We start from the raw sequence: 22,505 nt of genomic DNA, 5'->3' as shown, positions 1-22,505 counted from the left end.
TATGGACACGTCTTCATCGCACGCCGAGCGGCTCGCGAACCTGCCGGAACACCTGCGCGAGGCCGCGCTGCGCCGGCTCGCGGGGAACGCCGCGGCGCCCGCCGAACGGATTCCCGCCGTGGACCGGAACGGCCCCCTTCCGTTGTCGTTCGCGCAGCAGCGGTTGTGGTTCCTGCACGAGTTCGAACCGGACAGCCACGACTACAACACCGTGCGGGTCCTGCGCCTGCGGGGGCCGGTGGACGTGGCCGCGGTGCGGGCCGCGCTGACCGGCCTGGTGGCCCGGCACGAGTCGTTGCGCACCGTCTTCCGCGCCGAGGACGGCCGGGCGTCCCAGATCGTCCTGCCCGCCACGGACGTCGCACTGTCCGTTGTGGAGGCTCCGGAGTCCGATGTGGACTCTCTGCTGACAGAGGAGGCCGCCCGGCCGTTCGACCTGCGCACCGGCCCGCTGCTGCGGGCGTCGCTGGTGAGCTCGGCCGAGGACGAGCACGTGCTGGCACTGTCCATGCACCACATCGTCACCGACGGGTGGTCGATGGGCGTGCTGGCCGAGGAACTGGGCGCGCTGTACTCGGCGGCGGTGCGCGGTGGTTCGGCCGAGCTGCCCGCGTTGCCGGTGGGATACGGGGACTACGCGGCGTGGCAACGCGCGCGGACGACCGAGCTGGACACGCGGCTGGACTACTGGCGCGCGCAGCTGGCCGGGCTGGTCCCGCTGGAGCTGCCGACGGACCGGCCGCGGCCGACGGTGCGGTCGTCGCGCGGCTCGGCACTGGGCTTCGCCGTGCCCGGCGAACTGGTCTCCGGGCTGCGCGCGCTGGCCAGGGACCACGGCGCCTCGTTGTTCATGGTGCTGACCGCGGCGGTGCAGGTGTTGCTGGCGCGGTACTCGGGTGAGCGCGACGTCGCGGTCGGCACGGTGACCTCGGGTCGTTCCCGGCCGGAGCTGGAGCGGCTCGTCGGCTTCTTCGTGAACACCGTGGTGCTGCGCTCGACGGTGGAAGGGTCCTTCACGGACCTGATGACGCGGGTCCGGGCGACCGTGCTGGACGCGTTCGCGCACGACGAGGTCCCGTTCGAACGCGTGGTGGACGCGCTGGACCCCGGCCGTGACCTCAGCCGTACCCCGCTGGTGCAGGCGATGGTCGTGCTGCAGAACGCGCCGGACCGCCCGCTCGACCTGCCGGGCGTCCGGGTGGAGGAGCTCGACCCGCCCTGCCTGACCGCCGCCTTCGACCTCACCGTCGAGTTCCGCGAGCGCGCGGCGGGACTGGCCGGCACGCTGAACTACAGCACGGAGCTGTTCGACGAGGACACCATGCGGCGCCTGGCCGAGCACCTTCTGGTGCTGCTGCGGGGAATTCTCGCCGACCCGGGCCGCGCGGTCGACGACCTTCCCCTCCTCGCGCCCGCCGAGCTGGACCGGGTCACGATCGACTGGAACGACACCGCGCGGGCCTATCCCGCCGAGCTGAGCGTGCACGAGGTGTTCCAGCGACGCGTCCGCCGTGCTCCCGACGCGACCGCTCTCGTCTTCGACGACCGGAGGGTGACCTACGGCGAGCTGAACGCCCGCGCGAACCAGGTCGCGCACCACCTGCTTTCGCTGGGGATCGGCCGCGGGTCGCTGGTGGGGCTGTGCGTCGAGCGCGGGCCCGGCCTGGTGATCGGCCTGCTCGGCATCCTGAAGGCGGGGGCCGGGTACGTCCCGCTGGACCCGGCGTATCCGGACGACCGGCTGGCCTACCTGATCACCGACACCGGGACCTCGGTCGTGGTGACGGACGCCGCGCTGGCGAGCCGGTTCCCGGACCCGCTCACCCCGGTGCGGCTGGACGAGGACCTGCCCGTCCTCGCGTCGTACCCGGCGGAGGACCCGCACAGCGACGCCGGCGGCGGGGACGTGCTGTGCGTGATGTACACCTCCGGCACCTCCGGCCTGCCCAAGGGCGTGGTCTCCGAGCACCGCGCGGTGCTGCGGACCTTCCTCGGCACCGACTTCATCGACTTCGGGCCGGACCAGGTGTTCCTGTCCACCGCGCCGGTCTCCTGGGACGCGTTCCTCCTGGAGCTGTGGCCGGCGCTGCTGCACGGCGGCACCTGCGTGTTCCAGCCGGGCCAGACCCCGGATCCGGACCGGATCGAGGATCTGGTGGCGCGGCACGGCGTGACCACGCTGTGGTTGTCCGCCGGCCTGTTCAACTTCATGGTGGACAACCATCCGGCCGTGTTCCGGGGCGTGCGCCAGGTGATGACGGGTGGTGAAGCGGCGTCGGCGGGGCACGTCGACCGGGCGCGCCGGAGGTTCCCGTGGCTGCGGCTGGTCAACGGGTACGGCCCGGTGGAGAGCATGGTGTTCGCCACCACCCACGAGATCCGGACGCCCGCCGGGACGGCGACGTCGATCCCCATCGGCAGGCCCATCGCCAACACCAGGGTGTACGTGCTCGACTCCCGGCACAGTCCGGTCCCGATCGGGCTGGCCGGTGAGGTGTACCTCGGCGGGGACGGCCTGGCGCGGGGCTATCTCAACCAGCCGGAGCTGACCGCGCGGCGGTTCGTCCGGCTTACGGTCGGCGGCCGGTCCGAACGGCTGTACCGCACCGGGGACCTCGCCCGGTGGCTGCCGGGCGGGGAGCTGGAGTTCCTGGGCCGGGCCGACGAACAGGTGAAGATCCGGGGATTCCGGGTCGAACCGGCCGAGGTGGAGGCCGCGTTGCTGCGGCACCCTGGACTCGCCGCGGCCGCGGTGGTCGCGACCGAGGAGGCCGCGTCCCATCGGCGGCTGGTGGCCTACCTGGTCGGCGTGGACGGCGCCCGGCCGGACCCCGGCGAGGTGCGTGCCTTCCTCGACCGCGAGCTGCCCGGCTATCTGGTGCCGTCGGTCCTCATGCCGGTCGACGCCCTGCCGCGGACCGCCAACGGGAAGCTGGACCGGTCGGCGTTGCCCGCGCCGGAGGCCCGTGCGGTGACGGGGTTCGTGGCGCCCCGCGACGAGGTCGAGCGGGTGCTGGCCGAGGTGTGGGCCGAGGTGCTGGGTGTCGAGCGGGTCGGGGTCGAGGACAACTTCTTCGAGCTGGGCGGCGACTCGATCCTGAGCCTCCAGGTGGTGGCGGCGGCCCGCAGGCACGGGCTGCGCCTGACCTCGAAGGAGCTGTTCCGCAGGCAGACGGTGGCCGCGCTGGCCACCGACCTCTCGGTGGCGGACACCACGCGCCTCGCCGATCGGTCCACTGTGGTCGGAGAGGCACCGCTGACCCCGATCCAGCGCTGGTTCTTCGAGACCGTCACCGAAACCCCGGAGCACTTCACCCAGTCGGTGTTCCTCGAACTGACCGAGGACGTCGACGAGGCGGCGCTGCGGGCCGCGGTGGCCGCGCTGCTGGCGCACCACGACGCGCTCCGGATGCGGTTCGAGCCCGCCGAGGGCACCTGGCGGCAGCACAACCCCGAAGCCGAAACCCACGAGGTGTTCCGCCGGATCGCGGCGTCCACAGTGGAGGAAATGGCGCGGCACGCGCTGGCCGCGCAGTCGGGGATGGATCTCACCGGCGGCCCGCTGGTCCGGGTGCTGCTGTTCGACCGGGCCCGCCTGTTCATCGCCGCGCATCACCTGGTGGTGGACGGCGTCTCGTGGCGCGTCCTGGTGAGCGATCTGGAATCCGCCTACCACCAGGCGCTGGCGGGCGCCGAGATCGATCTCGGCGAGAAGACCACCTCGTTCCTGGACTGGGCCCGGCGGCTCGAACGGCACGCCGCGACCGGTGCGCTCGAAGGGGAACTCGAGTACTGGACGAACCACGGGAGCGAGCCGCTGCCGGTGGATCACGTCGGGGCGAACACGGTGGGTTCGGCGCGGTCGGTGTCGGTGTCGTTGGGGGTGGCCGAGACGGACTCGTTGCTGCACAAGGTTCCGGGGGCGTTCCGGACGCAGATCAACGACGTGTTGCTGACCGCGCTGGGGCGGGTGTTGTCCGAGTGGACCGGCCGCGCGCGGGTGGCCGTCGTCCTCGAAGGGCACGGTCGTGAGGAGCTCTTCGACGACGTCGACGTGTCGCGCACCGTGGGCTGGTTCACCTCCCTGTTCCCCCTCGCGCTGGACGTGCCCGCCGCCGACTGGGGCACGACAGTGAAGTCGGTGAAGGAGCAGCTGCGGGCGGTTCCCCAGCGTGGTTTCGGCTATGGCGCGCTGCGGTATCTCGCCGGAGCGGCCGAGCTGGCGGCGGACCCGTATCCGCGGATCAGCTTCAACTACCACGGTCAGCTCGACTTCGACGGTGGCGACACCCGGCTGGTCCGCGGCCGTCTCCCCGGCATCGGGCGGGACCACCACGCCGACCTGATCCGGCCGAACCTGCTCGACGTGGTGGGAATGGTCGAGGGTGGCCGGCTGGAGTTCGTGTGGTCGTACTCGGCGAACGTCCACGACGAGGCCACGATCGCGACGCTGGCCGAGCGGTTCGTGGCCGCGCTCGGTGAGCTGGTGGCGTTCTGCGCGGACGGGAACGCCGGCGGGTGCACGCCGTCGGACTTCCCGTTGGTGTCGTTGACGCAGGACCAGGTCGACCTGCTGGTGGGTTCGGGACGGGAGGTGGAGGATGTCTATCCGCTGACGCCGACGCAGAGCGGGATGCTGTTCCACTCACTGGTCGAATCCGGCAACGGCGTCTATTTCAACCAGATATGTGTTGCCCTGGACGGAATTCCGGATCCGGAGGTGTTCGGCCGGGCGTGGCAGTGCGTGGTCGACCGGGTGCCGGTACTGCGCTCGTCGGTGGTGTGGGACGGGGTGCCGGAGCCGGTGCAGGTGGTGCACCGGGACGTGTCCCTGCCGATCACCCACCTCGACTGGCGGCACCTGACCGAGACCGAGCAGCGGCACCAGTTCGACTTCGTGGTCGAGCACGAACGCAAGCAGGGCGCCGATCTTTCCACGCCGCCGCTGCTCCGGGTGGTCATCGCCAGGACGAGCGACACCGGTGTCCGGCTCGGGCTGGTCTTCCACCACATCCTGCTGGACGGGTGGAGCCTCGGCCAGGTGGTCGACGACCTGTTCACCTGCTACGCCGCGCTGCACGACGGCGAACAGCCGGAACCGAGCAGGCGGCGCCCGTTCCGGGACCACGTGGCCTGGCTGCGCGGGCAGGACCTGGCGCTCGCCGAGGCGCACTGGCGGCGGGAACTGGCGGGGTTCGAGTCGCCGACCAGGCTGCCGTTCGACCGCCCGGCGGTCGACGCGCACGGGACCTACTCGGGCGGCAGGACGGTCATCGAACTGTCCGAAGAGGACTCCCGACGGCTGTTCGACTGGGCCCGCGAACACCGGCTGACGGTGAACGCGGTGGTGGAGGGCGCCTGGGCGGTGCTGCTCTCGCGATACTCCGGCGACCGCGAGGTGTGCTTCGGCACGACCGTGGCCGGCCGACCGGCCGACGTGCCCGGTGTGGAGTCGATGGTCGGGATGTTCATCAACACCCTGCCGGTGCGGGTGCCGGTCGACGGGGACCGGGACCTCGTGTCGTGGCTGCGGGCGGTGCGGGACCGGGCGGTCGACTCGCGTCAGTTCGACTACGTGTCACTGGCCCAGGCGCAGTCGTGGAGCGAGACCACCGGGTCCCTGTTCGACAGCCTCGTCACCTCCGAGAACTATCCCTTCGACGAGGGAACGGCCGAACTCCAGGGCATCCGCACCGTGGAGGTGGCCGCGCTGGAGAGCACGAACTACCCGCTCTCGGTCAACGCGCACGCGGGCCGGCGGCTCGAACTGCTGGTGCGGTACGACGAAGCGGTGTTCGACGCCTCGACGGTCGAACGGCTGGGGGCCCATCTGCACCGGCTGCTGCGCGAGATCATCGCCGGTGCCGAGCGTGTCGCAGACCTGACCATGCTGACCGAGCCGGAGCGGCGGGACCTGGCGGACTGGAACGACACCGGGCACGAGATCCCGGACACCACCCTGCCCGCCCTGTTCGCCGAGCAGGTGCGGCGCACCCCGGACGCGGTCGCGGTCGTGTTCGACGGTGCCGCCCTGACCTACCGGGAACTCGACGAACGCGCCGACCGGCTGGCCCACGTGCTGGCCGGCCGCGGCGCCGGACCGGACGTCCTGGTGGGCGTGCTCCTCCACCGCGGTTTCGACCTCGTCGTCGCGCTGCTGGGTATCCACAAGGCGGGGGCGGCGTACCTGCCGCTCGACCCGGACTATCCCATGGACCGCCTGGAGTTCATGGTCGCCGACAGCGGGGCGCCGATCATCGTCACCGATGCCCGGCTGCGCGACCGCCTGGCCGACCGGGGGTCCGTGGTGTGCGTCGACGAGACCCCGGCGGGCCCGGTACCCCCGGCACCGACGCCGCTGCCCGCCCACGCGGCGTACTGCATCTACACCTCCGGATCCACCGGCCGTCCCAAGGGTGTGGTGATCTCCCACGCGGCCGTCGTGAACCGGCTGCTGTGGATGCAGGCCGAGTACCGGCTGACCGCCGAGGATCGTGTCCTGCAGAAGACGCCGTCGAGCTCCGACATCTCGGTGTGGGAGTTCTTCTGGCCACTGATCGTCGGCGCCACCCTGGTGGTCGCCAGGCCGGAGGGCCACCGCGATCCGGCCTATCTGGCGCGCGTCATCCGCGAGGAACGGGTCAGCACCGTCCACTTCGTCCCCTCGATGCTCCGGGCGTTCGTGGCCGAGCCGACGGCGGCCGGGCTCCCGAGCCTGCGTCGCGTGCTGGCCAGCGGCGAGGCCCTGCCCGCCGATCTGCGGGACGCGGCGCTCCTGGTGCTCGGCGCGCCGCTGCACAACCTCTACGGCCCGACCGAGGCGGCCGTCGACGTCACCAGCTGGGCCTGCCGGGCCGGCACCTCGACCGTCCCCATCGGACGTCCACTGTGGAACACCGAGGTACACGTGCTGGACGGTGACCTGCGTCAGGTCCCGGTCGGCGTGCCGGGTGAGCTCTACCTGGCCGGGGTACAGCTCGCCCGCGGCTACCACGGCAGGGCCGGGCTGACCGCCGAGCGGTTCGTGGCCAATCCGTTCGCGCCCGGCGGGCGGATGTACCGGACCGGGGACCTGGCCCGGTGGGCCGCCGACGGGTCCGTCGAATACCTGGGCCGCACCGACGACCAGGTGAAGATCCGCGGCTTCCGCATCGAACTCGGCGAGATCGAAGCGGTGCTGACCCAGCATCCGGACGTCACCGCCGCGGCCGTGGTGCTCCGCGACGGACGGCTGGTGGCCTACCTGACCGGACCGGCCGGCGACGTGCGGCCGTACCTCGCCGAACGCCTGCCCGAGCACATGGTGCCCGCGACGTTCGTGCGGCTGGACACGATGCCGCTGACCCCGGCGGGCAAGACGGACCGGCGCGCGCTGCCGACGACCGAGGTGGAGCCGGACACCGGATACGTCGCGCCCCGGACCGAGGTGGAACGCGCGCTCGCCGACATCTGGGCGGAGGCGCTCGGGGTCCGGCGGGTCGGCGTGGCCGACGACTTCTTCGCGCTCGGCGGCGACTCACTGCTGAGCATTCGCGTCCTGTCGCGGGTCCGCGCCAAGTTCGGTGTCGGCCTGTCGCCGCGCGCCCTGTTCGACGCGCGGACGGTCGGCGCGTTCGCCGTCACCGTGGCGGGCTCCCACCAGAACACCACGGATCCGATCGTGCCCGTCGACCGGACGGGCCCGCTGCCGCTGTCGTTCGGCCAGCAGCGGCTGTGGTTCCTCGACGAGTTCCGGCCCGGCGGCGTGGAGTACAACAGCGTCGCGGGCGTCCGGATGCGCGGAACGCTGGACGTCGACCGGCTGGCCTCGGCGCTGACCACGCTCGTCGCCCGGCACGAATCGCTGCGCACGACGTTCGACTCGGTGGACGGCCGCGGGGTGCAGATCGTGCGTCCGCCGTTCGACCTGGCACTGGCCCGCGCCGATCTCACCGGGGCGGAGGACCAGGAGTCGAGGTGCGAGGACATCCTCGCCGCCGAGATCGCCCGCCCGTTCGAACTGCGCACCGGTCCGCTGATCCGCGCGAAGCTGATCCGGATGTCCGCGACGGACCACATCCTCGTGCTGGTCCTGCACCACATCGTCACCGACGGGTGGTCGATGGGCGTCCTCGCCGACGAACTGGGCGCCCTGTACGAGTCGCGGACCCTGGATCCGCTGCCGGTGCAGTATCCGGATTTCGCGGTGTGGCAGCGGGAGCGGTTGTCCGGTGAGGTGGGGCGGCGGTTGCTGGACTACTGGCGGGAGCGGCTCGCCGGGATCGCGCCGCTGGAGCTGCCCACCGACCGGCCACGCTCGACCGTGGCGACCGCCGACGGTGCCACGGCGCGCTTCCAGGTCCCCGCGGACGTCGTGACGCGGCTGAAGCGCATCGGGCAGGAGCACGACGCGACACTGTTCATGGTGCTGGTGGCGGCGACGCAGGTGGTGCTGGGCCGGTGGTCGGGTCAGCGTGACGTGGCGGTCGGCACGGCCAGTTCCGGCCGTGGGCGGTCGGAGCTGGAGGGTCTGGTCGGGTTCTTCGTCAACACGCTGGTGCTGCGGTCCGATGTGGACGGAGCGTTGTCGTTCGGGGAGTTCCTGGATCAGGTCCGGGGGACGGTGCTCGACGCGTTCGCGCATGACGAGGTGCCGTTCGAGTGGCTGGTGGACGAGCTGGTCCCGGTGCGTGATCCGGGCCGCGATCCGCTGGTGCAGGCGCGGGTGATCATGCAGAACACCCCGATGCAGGGGCTCGGACTGGGTGATCTCCGGTTGTCCGAACTGAACGTGCGACCCGCCACGGCCATCAACGAACTGCTGGTCAACTACGAGGAGCGCGACGGCGCGGTGACCGGCGTGATCTCCTATCGCACCGGCCTGTTCGACGAGTCCACCATGGAGCGGATGGCCGGGCACCTCCGGGTCCTGCTCGCCGGTATCGCCGACGATCCCGCCCGGACTGTCGGCGCGCTGCCGCTGATGACCAGGACGGAACGTCAGGCTCTCACCACGAGTTCGACAGGACCGGAGCAGGCCGTTCCGCACGGCCTGTCGGTGCATCGTCTGGTGGAGGAGCAGGTGGTGCGGTCGCCGGGTGCGGTGGCTGTGGTGTGTGGTGACGAAAGTCTGTCGTATGCGGAGTTGGATGCGCGAGCGAATCGGTTGGCACGTTTCCTGATCGGCCGTGGTGTCGGTCGGGATGTCTTGGTGGGCTTGTGTTTTGAGCGTTCTTTGGACGCTGTGGTCGGGATGCTGGGCGTGTTGAAGGCCGGTGGTGCTTATGTGCCGCTGGATCCGGCGTATCCGGCTGACCGGCTGGCGTTCATGGTGCGTGATGCGCGCCCGGCGTTGGTGTTGACCCAGCAGGGGCTGGCCGGGCGGTTCGAGGTTCCGGTGGTGTCCCTGGACACGGACGGCGAGGAGATCGCCCGGTATCCGGAGACCGCCCCGGAGGTGCCGGTGGTGCCAGGGGACGCGGCGTATGTGATTTATACGTCGGGGTCGTCGGGTGTGCCGAAGGGTGTGGTGGTCGAGCATCGTTCGGTGGTGGATTACCTGTCGTGGACGGGTAGTTCGTATTCGGGTGCTGCTGGCCGGGTGTTGGTGCATTCGTCGTTCTCGTTTGATTTGACGGTGACGGGGTTGTTCACGCCGTTGACCGTGGGTGGCTGTGCGGTGCTCGGTGCGCTGGACGAGTCCGACGTGACGGCTGGTTCGGGGTGTGCGTTGCTGAAGGGCACGCCGAGTCATCTGCCGATGTTGACGGCGTTGCCTGCCGGGTACTCGCCGACCGAGCAGTTGTTGCTGGGTGGTGAGGCGCTGGTCGGGGAGGCGCTCAACGAGTGGCGTGCGGCGCATCCTTCGGTGACGGTGTTGAATGTTTATGGTCCGACCGAGGCGACGGTGAACTGTGCGGAGTATCGGATCGAGCCGGGTCAGGAGGTTTTGCCGGGTCCGGTGCCTTTTGGTCGTCCGCAGGGGAATGCGCGGCTTTATGTGTTGGACGCGTTGTTGCGGCCGGTTCCGGTCGGGGTGGCCGGTGAGTTGTACATCTCCGGTGCGGGCTTGGCGCGCGGTTATCTGAACCGAGCGGGCCTGACGGCGGAGCGGTTTGTGGCGGACCCGTTCGTGGCGGGCGAGCGGATGTACCGCTCGGGTGACCTGGCGCGCTGGAACGCCGACGGTGAACTGGTGTTCGCGGGCCGGGCCGATGACCAGGTCAAGGTGCGGGGTTACCGGATCGAGCTGGGCGAGGTCGAGGCCGCGCTGGTCGCGCGTCCCGGCGTGTCCGGTGCCGCGGTGATCGTGCGGGACGACCGGCTCGTCGCGTACGTGGTGTCCACTGTAGACGTCGAGGATGTACGGGCGTCGGTGGCGAACGTGCTGCCCGCCTACATGGTCCCGTCGGTCTTCGTCGTCCTGGACCGGCTGCCGTTGACGACACACGGCAAGCTGGACCGGACCGCCCTTCCGGAACCGGAGACCACCGCCAAGACCGGCTATGTCGCGCCACGTAACGACATCGAACAGACGTTGGCTGACCTGTGGGCCGAGGTGCTCGGTGTCGAACGGGTCGGGGTCGAGGACAACTTCTTCGAGTTGGGTGGCGATTCGATTCTGAGTATTCAGGTGATCGCCCGTGCTCGTCGGGTGGGGTTGCGGTTCACTTCGCAGCAGTTGTTCCTCCGGCAGACCATCGCGGCACTCGCCCCGGACGTGGCGGTCGATGTCGTCGCCACCGCCGACGATCGCTCGGTGGTCGCCGGGGAGGTGCCGTTGACACCCATTCAGCGGTGGTTCTTCGAGACGGTGACCGAGGACAGGGCGCATTTCAACCAGTCGGTTTACGTGGATCTGGTTGACGGTGTGGACGAGGGTGCGTTGCGGTCGGCGGTGGCCGCGGTGGTGGCACAGCACGACGCGCTACGGATGCGGTTCGCCCGCGCCGACGGTGTGTGGCGGCAGGAGAACGCGGCGGTCGAGTCGGCGGATGTGCTGGTGCGCGTCGAGGTGTCCTCTGTGGAGGATGAGGAGAACGCCATCGCCGTGGCGCAGCGTGGGCTGGAGCTCAGGGCAGGGCCGCTGTTACGAGCGGTGCTGGTCAACGGGGAACGGCTGTTCGTCGTCGTGCATCACCTGGTGGTGGACGGTGTTTCGTGGCGGATTCTGCTCGGTGACCTGGAGACGGCCTACCGTCAGGCGGCCGAGGGCCGGGAGATCGACCTGGGTTCGAAGACGACGTCGTTCCGGGACTGGGCCCGCCGCCTCGAAACACACGCGGCCGCGGGTGGGTTCGACGATCAGCTCGGCTGGTGGTCCGAGGTCCGGGGCGCCGAGCTGCCGGTCGATCACGCCGGGGCGAACACGGTGGGTTCGGCGCGGTCGGTGTCGGTCTCGTTGGGTGAGGCCGAGACGGACGCGTTGCTGCACCAGGTTCCGGCGGTGTACCGGACGCAGATCAACGACGTGTTGCTGACCGCGTTGGGCCGGGTGCTGGCCGACTGGACCGGTCGGGACCGGGTGGCCGTGGAGCTCGAAGGCCATGGTCGTGAGGAACTCTTCGACGACGTCGACGTCTCCCGCACCGTGGGCTGGTTCACCACCCGGTACCCGATCGTCCTCGACGTCCCCGCGACCGACTGGGGCACGACGGTCAAGTCGGTGAAGGAGCAGCTGCGCTCGGTTCCCCAGCGTGGTTTCGGCTATGGCGCGTTGCGCTACCTCCGCACCGCGGACGCGTTGGCGAAGACCCCGTACCCGCAGATCAGCTTCAACTACCTCGGCCAGTTCGCGGCGAACCCGGGTGACGGCCTGTATCGCGGCTTCCGCCCCGCTGCGGGGGGAAACCGGGCCGAGGGCCAACTGCGGCCGCGGCTGCTCGACGTGGTGGGCACGGTCGAGGACGGCCGGCTGGAGTTCGTGTGGTCGTACTCGTCGAACATCCACGACGAGGCGACCATCACGGCGGTGGCACGGGAGTTCGCGGCCGCGCTCGGCGGGCTCGTCGCGCACTGTGCCGAGGAGAACGCCGGTGGCTGCACGCCCTCGGACTTCCCGTTGGTGTCGTTGACACAGGATCAGGTCGACGGTCTGGTCGGCGCTGGCCGGGAGGTGGAGGATGTCTATCCGCTGACGCCGACGCAGAGCGGGATGCTGTTCCACTCCCTCGCCGAATCCGAGGCCGGTGCCTACTTCAACCAGGCCAGCGTCGCACTCGACGGCATCCCGGATCCGGAGGTGTTCGGCCGGGCGTGGCAGTGCGTGGTCGACCGGGTACCGGTGCTCCGGTCGTCGGTGGTGTGGGACGGGGTGCCGGAGCCGGTGCAGGTGGTGCGTCGCGAGGTGCGGCTGCCGATCACCCAGCTCGATTGGCGGCATCTCGACGACGCCGGGCAGGGCCGGGAGCTGGCCTCGTACCTCGAACGGGACCGGGCCGCGCGGCTCGACTTCGCCGCCGCGCCGCTGGCCCGGCTGGCCGTCGCCCGGTTGACCGACACCCGGATCCGGTTCGTCTGGACCTGCCACCACATCCTGCTGGACGGGTGGAGCACGGCGCAGGTACTGGCCGAGGTCTTCGTCCACTACTTCGCGTTGCGTGGCGAGGACCGGCACCCGGCGCACACCAGGCCCCCGTTCCGCGACTATGTGGCGTGGCTGCGGGAGCAGGACCCGGCGCTCGCCGAGGCGTACTGGCGGCGGGAACTGGCGGGGTTCGCCTCGCCGACCAGGCTGCCGTTCGACCGGGTCCCGTTCGAGGCGCACCAGGCCAGATCCGCCTCGATGCTGTCCATCCTTCTGTCCGAAGTGGACTCACAACGGCTGTACGAGTGGGCCCGGGAGCACCGGCTGACGGTGAACGCGGTGATCGAAGGCGCCTGGGCGGTGCTGCTCTCTCAGTACTCCGGTGACCGCGCGGTCTGCTTCGGCGCGACGGTGGCCGGTCGTCCCGCCGAGGTGCCCGGGATCGAGTCGATGGTGGGCCTGTTCATCAACACCCTGCCGGTACGGGTGGCCGTCGACGACGATCGCGACCTGGTGTCGTGGCTGAGGGCGTTGCAGGACCGGCTGGTGGAGTCCCGGAGGTTCGAGTACTCGTCGCTGGCCCAGGTGCAGTCCTGGGCCGGGGTGCCAGGGGGCAGCCTGTTCGACAGCATCGTCGTCTTCGAGAACTTCCCGGTCGACGAGGGCTCGGTCACCGAGCGCGGCATCGAGGTGGTCGACGTCGTCGCCGGGGGCAACAACAACTTCCCGCTGACCCTGAACGCCCACGCCGACCAGCGGCTGCGGCTGCGGCTGTACTACGACCGCGACCTGTTCGACCCGGCCACCATCGACCGGCTCGGCGGTCACCTGCGGCGGGTACTGGAGCAGATGGTGGCCTCGCCGAGCAGCCGGCCGGCCGACCTGACGGTGGTGTCGGCGGACGAGGCTCGCGAGCTGACCGTCGGGAACGCCGGGCCCGCGATGGAGGTGCGGGCGGGCCTGTCGGTTCATCGTCTGGTGGAGGAGCAGGTGGTGCGGTCGCCGGGTGCGGTGGCGGTGGTGTGTGGCAACGAAAGTCTGTCGTACGCGGAGCTGGACGCGCGGGCGAATCGGCTGGCACGTTTCCTGATCGGCCGTGGTGTCGGCCGGGGTGTGTTGGTGGGGTTGTGCTTTGAGCGGTCTCTGGACGCTGTGGTGGGGATGTTGGGTGTGTTGAAGGCCGGTGGTGCTTATGTGCCACTGGACCCTGAGTACCCGGCTGACCGGCTCGCGTTCATGGTCGGCGATGCGCGCCCGGCGATGGTGCTGACCCAGCAGAGGCTGGCTGGGCGGTTCGAGGTTCCGGTGGTGTCCCTGGACACGGACTGGGATCAGGTCGCCGGGTATCCGGACACCGCACCGGACATCACCGTCGACCGAGCCGACGCCGCGTACGTGATTTATACGTCGGGGTCCTCGGGTGTGCCGAAGGGTGTGGTGGTCGAGCATCGTTCGGTGGTCGACTACCTGACGTGGACCGGTAGCGCCTATTCGGGTGCCGCTGATCGGGTTCTTGTGCATTCGTCGTTCTCGTTCGATTTGACGGTGACGGGGTTGTTCACGCCGTTGACTGTGGGTGGTTGTGTGGTGTTGGCGGCGTTGGACGAGTCGGAGTCGGTGGAGGCCGGATGTTCGCTGCTGAAGGGCACGCCGAGTCACCTGCCGATGTTGACGGCGCTGCCTGAGAGGTTTTCACCGACCGAACAGTTGTTGCTAGGTGGCGAGGCGCTGGTGGGCGAGGCCTTGACCGAGTGGCGTGCGGCGCATCCTTCGGTGACAGTGCTCAACGTCTACGGTCCGACCGAGGCGACGGTGAACTGCGCGGAGTTCCGCATCGAGCCAGGTCAGGAGATCCCGTCCGGTCCGGTTCCGTTTGGTCGTCCGCAGGGAAACGCGCGACTGTACGTCTTGGACGCCTCGCTGCGGCCGGTTCCGGTCGGGGTGGCCGGTGAGTTGTACCTCGCCGGTGAGGGCCTGGCCCGGGGCTACCTGAACCGAGCGAGCCTGACCGCGGAACGGTTCGTGGCCGATCCGTTCGTGGCGGGCGAGCGCATGTACCGCTCGGGCGACCTGGCACGCTGGAACGCCGACGGTGAGCTGGTGTTCGCGGGCCGCGCCGACGATCAGGTGAAGGTGCGGGGTTACCGCATCGAACTCGGTGAGGTCGAGGCGGCTCTGACGGCGCATCCCGGGGTGTCCAGCGCGGTGGTGGTCGTCCGTGATGACCGGCTCGTCGCGTACGTCGTGTCCACTGTGGATACCGAGGATGTGCGGGCGTCGGTGGCGAACGTGTTGCCCGCCTACATGGTCCCGTCGGCCTTCGTCGTCCTTGACCGGTTGCCGTTGACCACGCACGGCAAGGTGGATCGGGAGGCGTTGCCGGAGCCGGAAGTCGTCGCCAAGGCCGGCTATGTGGCTCCACGGAACGATGTCGAGCTGACGCTGTCCGAGGTGTGGGCCGAGGTGCTCGAGGTGGAGCGGGTCGGGGTCGAGGACAACTTCTTCGAGCTGGGCGGCGACTCGATCCTGGGCATCCTGGTGATGTCCCGGGTCAAGGCCGCGTTCGGGACCGTGCTGTCACCGCGGGCGCTGTTCGAGGTGTCGACCGTCGCCGGACTGGCCGAGCTGGTCGCCCGCTCGGCCGGTGCCGGGGCCGAGGACATCCCGGTGGTCGACCGGACCGAGCCGTTGCCGCTCTCGTTCGGCCAGCAGCGGCTGTGGTTCCTCAACGAGTTCCAGCCCGACGGCGTGGAGTACAACAACATCGGCGCGGTGCGCATGCACGGCGAGCTGGAGCCGGCGGTGCTGTCGGCCGCCCTGGACCGGCTGGTCGCCCGGCACGAAGCCCTGCGGACCACCTTCGACGCGGTGGACGGGCGCGGCGTGCAGCTCGTGCACCCGCGGGTGCGGGTGCCGATCGTGGAGGTCGACCTGTCCGCGCGTCCGGTGGGGGAGCGTGCCCGGGAACTGGACCGCGAACTGGCCGCGGAGGTCGCCCTGCCGTTCGATCTCCGGAACGGTCCGCTGGTGCGGGCGAAGCTGGTCCGGCTCTCCGACGTCGAGCACGTGTTCGTGCTCGCCATGCACCACATCGTCACCGACGGCTGGTCGATGGGCGTGCTCACCGGCGAGTTGAGCACGCTCTACTCGGCCGGGATCCGCGGCGAAGAGGCCACCCTGGATCCGCTGCCGGTGCAGTATCCGGATTTCGCGGTGTGGCAGCGGGAGCGGTTGTCCGGTGCGATGGGGCGGCGGTTGCTGGAGTACTGGCGGGAGCGGCTCGCCGGGATCGCGCCGCTGGAGCTCCCGATCGACCGGCCGCGCCCGGCGGTGAAGACCACTACCGGCGCCCAGCACGTCTTCGTCCTGCCCGGCGACCTGCTCGCCGGGCTCAGAAGGGTGGCACGCGGCCAGGACGCCACGTTGTTCATGATGCTGGTGGCGGCGACCCAGGTGGTGTTGAGCCGGTGGTCGGGTCAGCGCGACGTGGCGATCGGCACGGCCAGCTCCGGTCGCGGCAGGCCGGAACTGGAAGGCCTGGTCGGGTTCTTCGTCAACACGCTGGTGTTGCGGTCCGATGTGGACCCGATCCTGCCCTTCTCGGAGTTCCTCGGCCAGGTCCGGGGAACGGTGCTGGACGCGTTCGCGCATGACGAGGTGCCGTTCGAGTGGCTGGTGGACGAGCTGGTCCCGGTGCGTGATCCGGGCCGTGACCCCCTGGTGCAGGCGCGCGTCATCATGCAGAACGCACCCATGCGGGACCTGGACCTCGCGGGACTTCGGCTGGAGGATCTCCGGCAGCCCCGCCACGCGGCCATGCACGAGCTGTTGATCAACTACCAGGAGAGCGGCGACACGCTCCTCGGCGCGGTCACCTACAACTCCGATCTCTTCGACGCCGCGACGATCGAGCGGCTCGCCGGGCACCTGCGGGTCCTGCTCGCCCGGATCGTCGCCGCCCCGGAGACCCCGGTCGGCGACCTTCCCGTGCTGTCGGAGACCGAGACCCGCGAGCTCACCGTCGGCCGCGCGGGGCCGAGGCTCCCGGTTCGCGGTGACGTCGGGGTCCACGGGCTGGTCGAGGAACAGGCGGTGCGGTCGCCGGGCGCGGTGGCGGTGTTGTGTGGCAACGAAAGCCTGACGTACGCGGAGCTGGACGCGCGGGCGAATCGGCTGGCGCACTTCCTGATCGGCCGTGGTGTCGGCCGGGATGTCTTGGTGGGACTGTGCTTTGAGCGGTCTCTGGATGCTGTGGTCGGGATGTTGGGTGTGCTCAAGGCTGGTGGCGCGTATGTGCCGCTGGATCCGGAGTATCCGGCCGACCGGCTCGCGTTCATGGTGGGTGATGCGCGGCCCGCGTTGGTGCTGACCCAGCAGAGGCTGGCCAAGCGGTTCGACGTCCCGGTGGTGTCCGTGGACTCGGAGCGGTCTCGCATCGAGGACTGCCCGGACCATGCCCCCGGCACGGCGGTGGTGCCAGGGGACGCGGCGTATGTGATTTATACGTCGGGGTCGTCGGGTGTGCCGAAGGGTGTGGTGGTCGAGCATCGTTCGGTGGTCGACTACCTGACGTGGACCGGTAGCGCCTATTCGGGTGCCGCTGGCCGGGTGTTGGTGCATTCGTCGTTCTCGTTCGATTTGACGGTGACGGGGTTGTTCACGCCGTTGACCGTGGGTGGTTGTGTGGTGTTGGCGGCGTTGGACGAGTCGGAGTCGGTGGACGCCGGATGTTCGCTGCTGAAGGGGACGCCGAGTCACCTGCCGATGTTGACGGCGTTGCCGCCGGAGTTCTCACCCACCGCCGAACTTCTGTTGGGTGGCGAGGCGCTGGTCGGGGAGGCGCTGACCGAGTGGCGTGCGGCGCATCCGTCGGTGGCGGTGTTGAATGTTTATGGTCCGACCGAGGCGACGGTGAACTGTGCGGAGTTCCGTATCGAGCCGGGTCAGGAGGTTGCGGCGGGTCCGGTGCCTTTTGGTCGTCCGCAGGGGAATGCGCGGCTGTATGTGTTGGACGCGTTGTTGCGGCCGGTTCCGGTCGGGGTGGTCGGTGAGTTGTATATCTCCGGTGGCGGTCTGGCGCGTGGTTATCTGAACCGAGCGAGCCTGACGGCGGAGCGGTTTGTTGCGGACCCGTTCGTGACCGGGGAGCGGATGTACCGCTCGGGTGATCTGGCGCGGTGGAACAGCGCTGGGGAGCTGGTGTTCGCGGGCCGCGCCGACGATCAGGTCAAGGTGCGGGGTTACCGCATCGAACTCGGTGAGGTCGAGGCGGCCCTGACCGCGCGTCCCGGGGTGTCCAGCGCGGTGGTGGTCGTCCGTGACGATCGGCTCGTCGCGTACGTCGTGTCCACTGTGGATACTGAGGATCTGCGCTCGTCGTTGGTGAATGTGCTACCGGCGTATATGGTTCCCGCGGCTTTCGTGGCGCTGGATCGGTTGCCGTTGACGACGCACGGCAAGGTGGATCGGGACGCGTTGCCGGAGCCGGAAGCCGTCGCCAAGGCCGGCTATGTCGCGCCACGCAACGACACTGAACAGACCCTGGCCGACCTGTGGGCCGAAGTGCTCGGTGTCGAACGGGTCGGGGTCGAGGACAACTTCTTCGAGTTGGGTGGCGACTCGATTCTGAGTATTCAGGTGATCGCCCGTGCTCGCCGAGTCGGGTTGCGGTTCACCTCGCAGCAGTTGTTCCTCCGGCAGACCATCGCCGCGCTGGTCCCGGACATCGTGGTCGAACAGAGCCGGCAGCCGGATCGGGCACCGGTCACCGGCGACGTCCCGTTGACGCCGATCCAGCGGTGGTTCTTCGAGACGGTGACCGAGGACAGGGCGCATTTCAACCAGTCGGTTTACGTGGATCTGGTCGACGGTGTGGACGAGGGCGCGTTGCGGTCGGCGGTGGCCGCGGTGGTGGCACAGCACGACGCGCTACGGATGCGGTTCGCCCGCGCCGACGGTGTGTGGCGGCAACAGAACCTGGCGACGGAGTCGGACGAGGTGTTCGCGGCCGTCGAAGTGCCCTCAGCGGAGGACGAGCAGGACGCCGTCACCGTGGCACAACGTGGGCTGGATCTGACCGCGGGTCCGTTGCTGCGAGCGGTGCTGGTCAACGGGGAACGGCTGTTCGTCGTCGTGCATCACCTGGTGGTGGACGGTGTTTCGTGGCGGATTCTGCTCGGCGACCTGGAGACGGCCTACCGTCAGGTGGCCGAGGGCCGGGAGATCGACCTGGGTTCGAAGACGACGTCGTTCCGGGACTGGGCACGCCGCCTCGAAACACACGTCGCCGCCGGAGAACTGGACCGGCAACTCGGCCACTGGGCGAACGTCGCCGCCACCGCGCCGACGGACATCCCGATCGACCACCGCCGCGGCGCGAACACCGTCGAATCCGCCGAGGTGGTGTCGGCGGGACTGACCGAATCCGAGACCCACGCACTGGTGCACCAGGTTCCGGCGATGTACCGGACGCAGATCAACGACGTGTTGCTGACCGCGTTGGGCCGGGTGCTGGCCGACTGGACCGGCCGGGACCGGGTGGCCGTGGAGCTCGAAGGCCATGGTCGTGAGGAACTCTTCGACGACGTCGACGTTTCCCGCACCGTGGGCTGGTTCACCACCCGGTACCCGATCGTCCTCGACGTGCCCCCGGACGACTGGCGCACCGTGGTCAGGGCGGTCCGGCGACAGCTGCGGGCGATCCCCGACCGGGGACTGGGCTACGGGGCCCTGCGCTACTTGCGCGGCACAGCGGACCGGGTGACACCCCAGGTTTCGTTCAACTACCTGGGTCAGCTCGACGCCACGATCACCGAGGACAGCCCGCTGTACCGGGCGAGCCTGCCCGCCCCGGGCGGCGACCGCGCCCCGTCCGGCATCCGGCCACAGCCGATCGGCGTGCTGGGCCGGGTGTACGAGGGGAGGTTGCGTGTCGACTGGGTGTACTCCGGCAACCTGCATCGGCGGGACACGATCGCCCGGCTGGCCGACCGGTTCGTCGAGGCGCTCCGGCAGATCGTCGAGGATGGAACCCCGTGAAAACGGCGGCCGGTGAGATCACCCCGTTGTGGCGCAACCGCGACTACAACGTGCTCTGGGTCAGCCAGGTGGTGTCCGAGCTCGGCGCGGCCATGTCCCAGCTGGCGTTCCCGTTGCTGGTCATCTTCGGCTCGGGATCGGTGGTGGAGATCGGCGTCGTGGTGTCCGCCAGGGCGGCGGCCCGGTTCGTGGCCGGGCTGCCGGCGGGCGCCCTCGCCGACCGCTACTCCCGCAAGAAGATCATGCTGTGCTGCCGGGGCACGCTGGTCGTCGGGTACACCAGTCTGGTGGTCGCGTTGCTGTTCGGCGCGGCGACGTTCCCGCACATCCTGGCGACGACCATTTTGGCGGGGGCGGCCAGCGCGCTGTTCGGTCCCGCCGAGGAGGCGGCGCTGCCCAGCATCGTGCCCAGGAGCCAGCTGTCCACGACGGTGGCCAGGAACACCGCGCGCACCTATCTCGCCGGGCTCATCGGCCCCGCGGTCGGCGGGGCCCTGTTCGGGATCCACCGCGTGCTGCCGTTCCTGGTCGACGCCGTGACCTCCGCGCTGTCCTTCGTGGGGCTGCTGTTCGTGCGGTTGCCCCATCGGCGGGTCGAGCGGGACACCAACCTCGGCCAGGAGATGTGGGCCGGGCTGGTCTGGGTCGCGCGGCAGCGCGCCATCGCGGCGACCCTGGTCTGGGTGGTCCTGTCCAACACGGTCTTCAGCGCCATGCTCGTCCCGATCCTGGCCATGTCGGGGGAGAAGGACACGCCGCCCGGCGAACTCGGGCTGATGATGACCACGCTGTCGGTGGGCGGCCTGATCGGCGCCGCGATCGCCCCCCGGCTCCACGCCGCGCTGCCGGCGCCGGTGATCGTCATCGGGGTGTCCTGGATCGCCGCGCTGCTGACCCCGTTGCTGGCGTTCTGCTCGACCGCGCTGCAGTTCGGCCTGGTACTGGCCATGGTGATGGTGTTCGCGCCGACCGCGAACACCACGATCATCACCTACCAGATGATGACGGCCCCGGACGAGTTCCGCGGGCGGACCAGGGGCGCGGTGCGGCTCGGCACCGGCATGGCGGGGGCGCTGGGCCCGATGCTGGGCGGCGTGCTCACGGCCGTCACCGGCGGCCGGAACGTGGTGCTGGTGTGCGTGGCGGCGCTGCTGGTCGTCGCGGTGGCGACCACGGCGAGTCCCACGATCCGCGGCCTCGCCGGGAAGGACCGATGATGGCCGGCGTCACCAGGAGGACCTTCCTGCACGGCGTGGCGGGCGCGGCCGCGGCGGGTGGCGTCCGTCCTCTGTGGACGGAGACGGACCGGCAGGCGGTCGCCGGTTTCGCCGAAACCGTCACCAGGGACGCCCGCCTGGTGTGGCGCCGCCCGCCGATGGACTGGACCACCGCCGCGTGCCTCGGCAACGGGGTGAGCACGGTGCGGGTCCAGCGGGCGGCCAGGGAGGACGCGCTGGCCTTCCGCTTCGGCGACACGGCGGCGTGGGAGTCGGCGGGGCCGAGCCTGGAACTGGTACTCGCCGGTACTCCCACCGCCGTGGACTGGGAACTGGACCTGTGGGACGCCGAACTGACCGGCACGGTCACCACGACCAGGGGCAGCGTCGGCCTGTCCGCGCTGGTGCACCGTGACCTCGGCGCGCTCCTCGTCTCGCTTTCCCCCGGCGCCGGTGAGGAGGCGGCGGCCTGGGCGCCCACGGCGGGGGTCGCCTGGCGGGAACACCGGATCGGCACCCGGCGGCTGCTGGTCGCCGCCACCCGGCCCTCGGCCGTGACCGGCGCGCTGGCCGGCACCCCCGACTCGCTCGTCGTCACACACCGCGCCTGGTGGCACCGGTTCCACTCCGGCGCCGTACTGTCCATTCCGGACAAGACGATGCAACGGTTTCACCGGGTTCAGCGCTACCACGCCGCGGTGACGCCCCCGAGCGTGCCGTCGCCCTCCGGGTTCACGCTGCCCGGTACCGGCTCGAAGTCCGGGCCGCGGACGCATCCGGTCCTCGCCGGTGATCTTCCGGGCCGCTGGCGGAACTGCCGTCACGACAAGGAAATGCTCCGGGACACCGTCCGTCCGGCGTTGCGGGACACCGTCGACTTCTACGCGGAGTACCTCGTCGAGGGCGCCGACGGCAGGCTGCACCTCCCGCTCACCCATTCCCCCGAGTACGCCGACGTCGTCGACTGCACCTACGACCTGTCGATACTGCGGTGGGCGATCGCCAGGCTGGGCGAGCTCGACCGGCCCGCGCCGCCCCGGTGGGCGGACCTCGCCACCCGGCTGGTTCCCTACCACACCGACGCCAGTGGCGTCATGATCGGCGCCGGGGTCCGGCTGGCCGAGTCGCACCGGCACGCTTCGCACCTGCTCTGGCTGTACCCGTTCCGGGAGAAGGTAGGCCTGGCCCGGCGGTCCTTCGACCACTGGACGAGCATGCGCTCGGGGTGGCACGGACACTCCCACGTCACCGCCGCGACGATGGCCGCGTCGCTCGGTTGTCCGGACGAGGCGCTGGAGCACCTGCGGCACTTCCTGGGCGGAACCGCCCTCCTGGACACCGAACTCACCCCGAACGCCTTGTACCGCAGGGGATCCGTGTCGGACCACACCGTGCCCGCGGCCGCCGGGGAGGCGCTTCTGGAGATGGTGGTGCGCGCCGGCGAGGACGGGCCGGCGGCGTTCCCCGCGATCCCGGCCTCCTGGCGGGACGTGGCCGTCGCCGGGGTGCCGGTACCCGGTGCGGGGACGATGGACGCGCTCCGGCGGGACGGCCGCACGGAGTGGGTCCGGATCACCGACGATCGGTCCACTGTGGAGACAACGGGCGGCGCGGTCGTGCCGGGCGGGGGAGCCGGCCCGCCACTGGCGGACGTGCCCGGCGAACCCGGCGCGCGCCGGTGGGGCCTGCCGGACCCGTTCGTCGGTAGACCTACGTCTACCGATCGCCTCAGCTGACTGGAGGTT

Annotated in this window: 3 protein-coding genes; all 3 read left to right on the top strand. The window is 70.3% G+C overall.

Translation table 11 applies throughout. The features are described 5' to 3' along the window. The first annotated feature begins 1 nt into the window (after position 1). From ABD987_RS28230 to ABD987_RS28220, 3 genes are read left to right on the top strand one after another with little or no spacing between them, the layout of a single operon-like run. Positions 2–19,543 (top strand): non-ribosomal peptide synthase/polyketide synthase, encoded by a 19,542-nt coding sequence (locus ABD987_RS28230; RefSeq protein WP_345400306.1) that lies wholly within the window; start codon positions 2–4, stop codon positions 19,541–19,543. After that, complete coding sequence (locus ABD987_RS28225; RefSeq protein WP_345400303.1) at positions 19,540–20,760, top strand: MFS transporter; 1,221 nt, start codon at positions 19,540–19,542, stop codon at positions 20,758–20,760. The genes ABD987_RS28230 and ABD987_RS28225 overlap by 4 nt, the downstream gene beginning before the upstream one ends. Continuing rightward, positions 20,760–22,496, top strand: a complete 1,737-nt coding sequence (locus ABD987_RS28220; RefSeq protein ID WP_345400300.1) for a glycosyl hydrolase family 95 catalytic domain-containing protein — start codon at positions 20,760–20,762, stop codon at positions 22,494–22,496. Before ABD987_RS28225 ends, ABD987_RS28220 begins: the two co-directional genes overlap by 1 nt. Positions 22,497–22,505: the final 9 nt, after the last annotated feature.

It is taken from the genome of Amycolatopsis samaneae (assembly GCF_039541975.1).
GTDB lineage: Bacteria > Actinomycetota > Actinomycetes > Mycobacteriales > Pseudonocardiaceae > Amycolatopsis > Amycolatopsis samaneae.
The sequence above is the reverse complement of the archived record's forward strand: the minus strand, read 5'-3'. Positions and strand labels throughout refer to the sequence as shown.

Bases quoted from the DNA above. Each gene is read 5' to 3' on its own strand.
- ABD987_RS28230 (WP_345400306.1), top strand. From the start codon at position 2: ATGGACACGTCTTCATCGCACGCCGAGCGGCTCGCGAACCTGCCGGAA.
- ABD987_RS28220 (WP_345400300.1), top strand. From the start codon at position 20,760: ATGGCCGGCGTCACCAGGAGGACCTTCCTGCACGGCGTGGCGGGCGCG.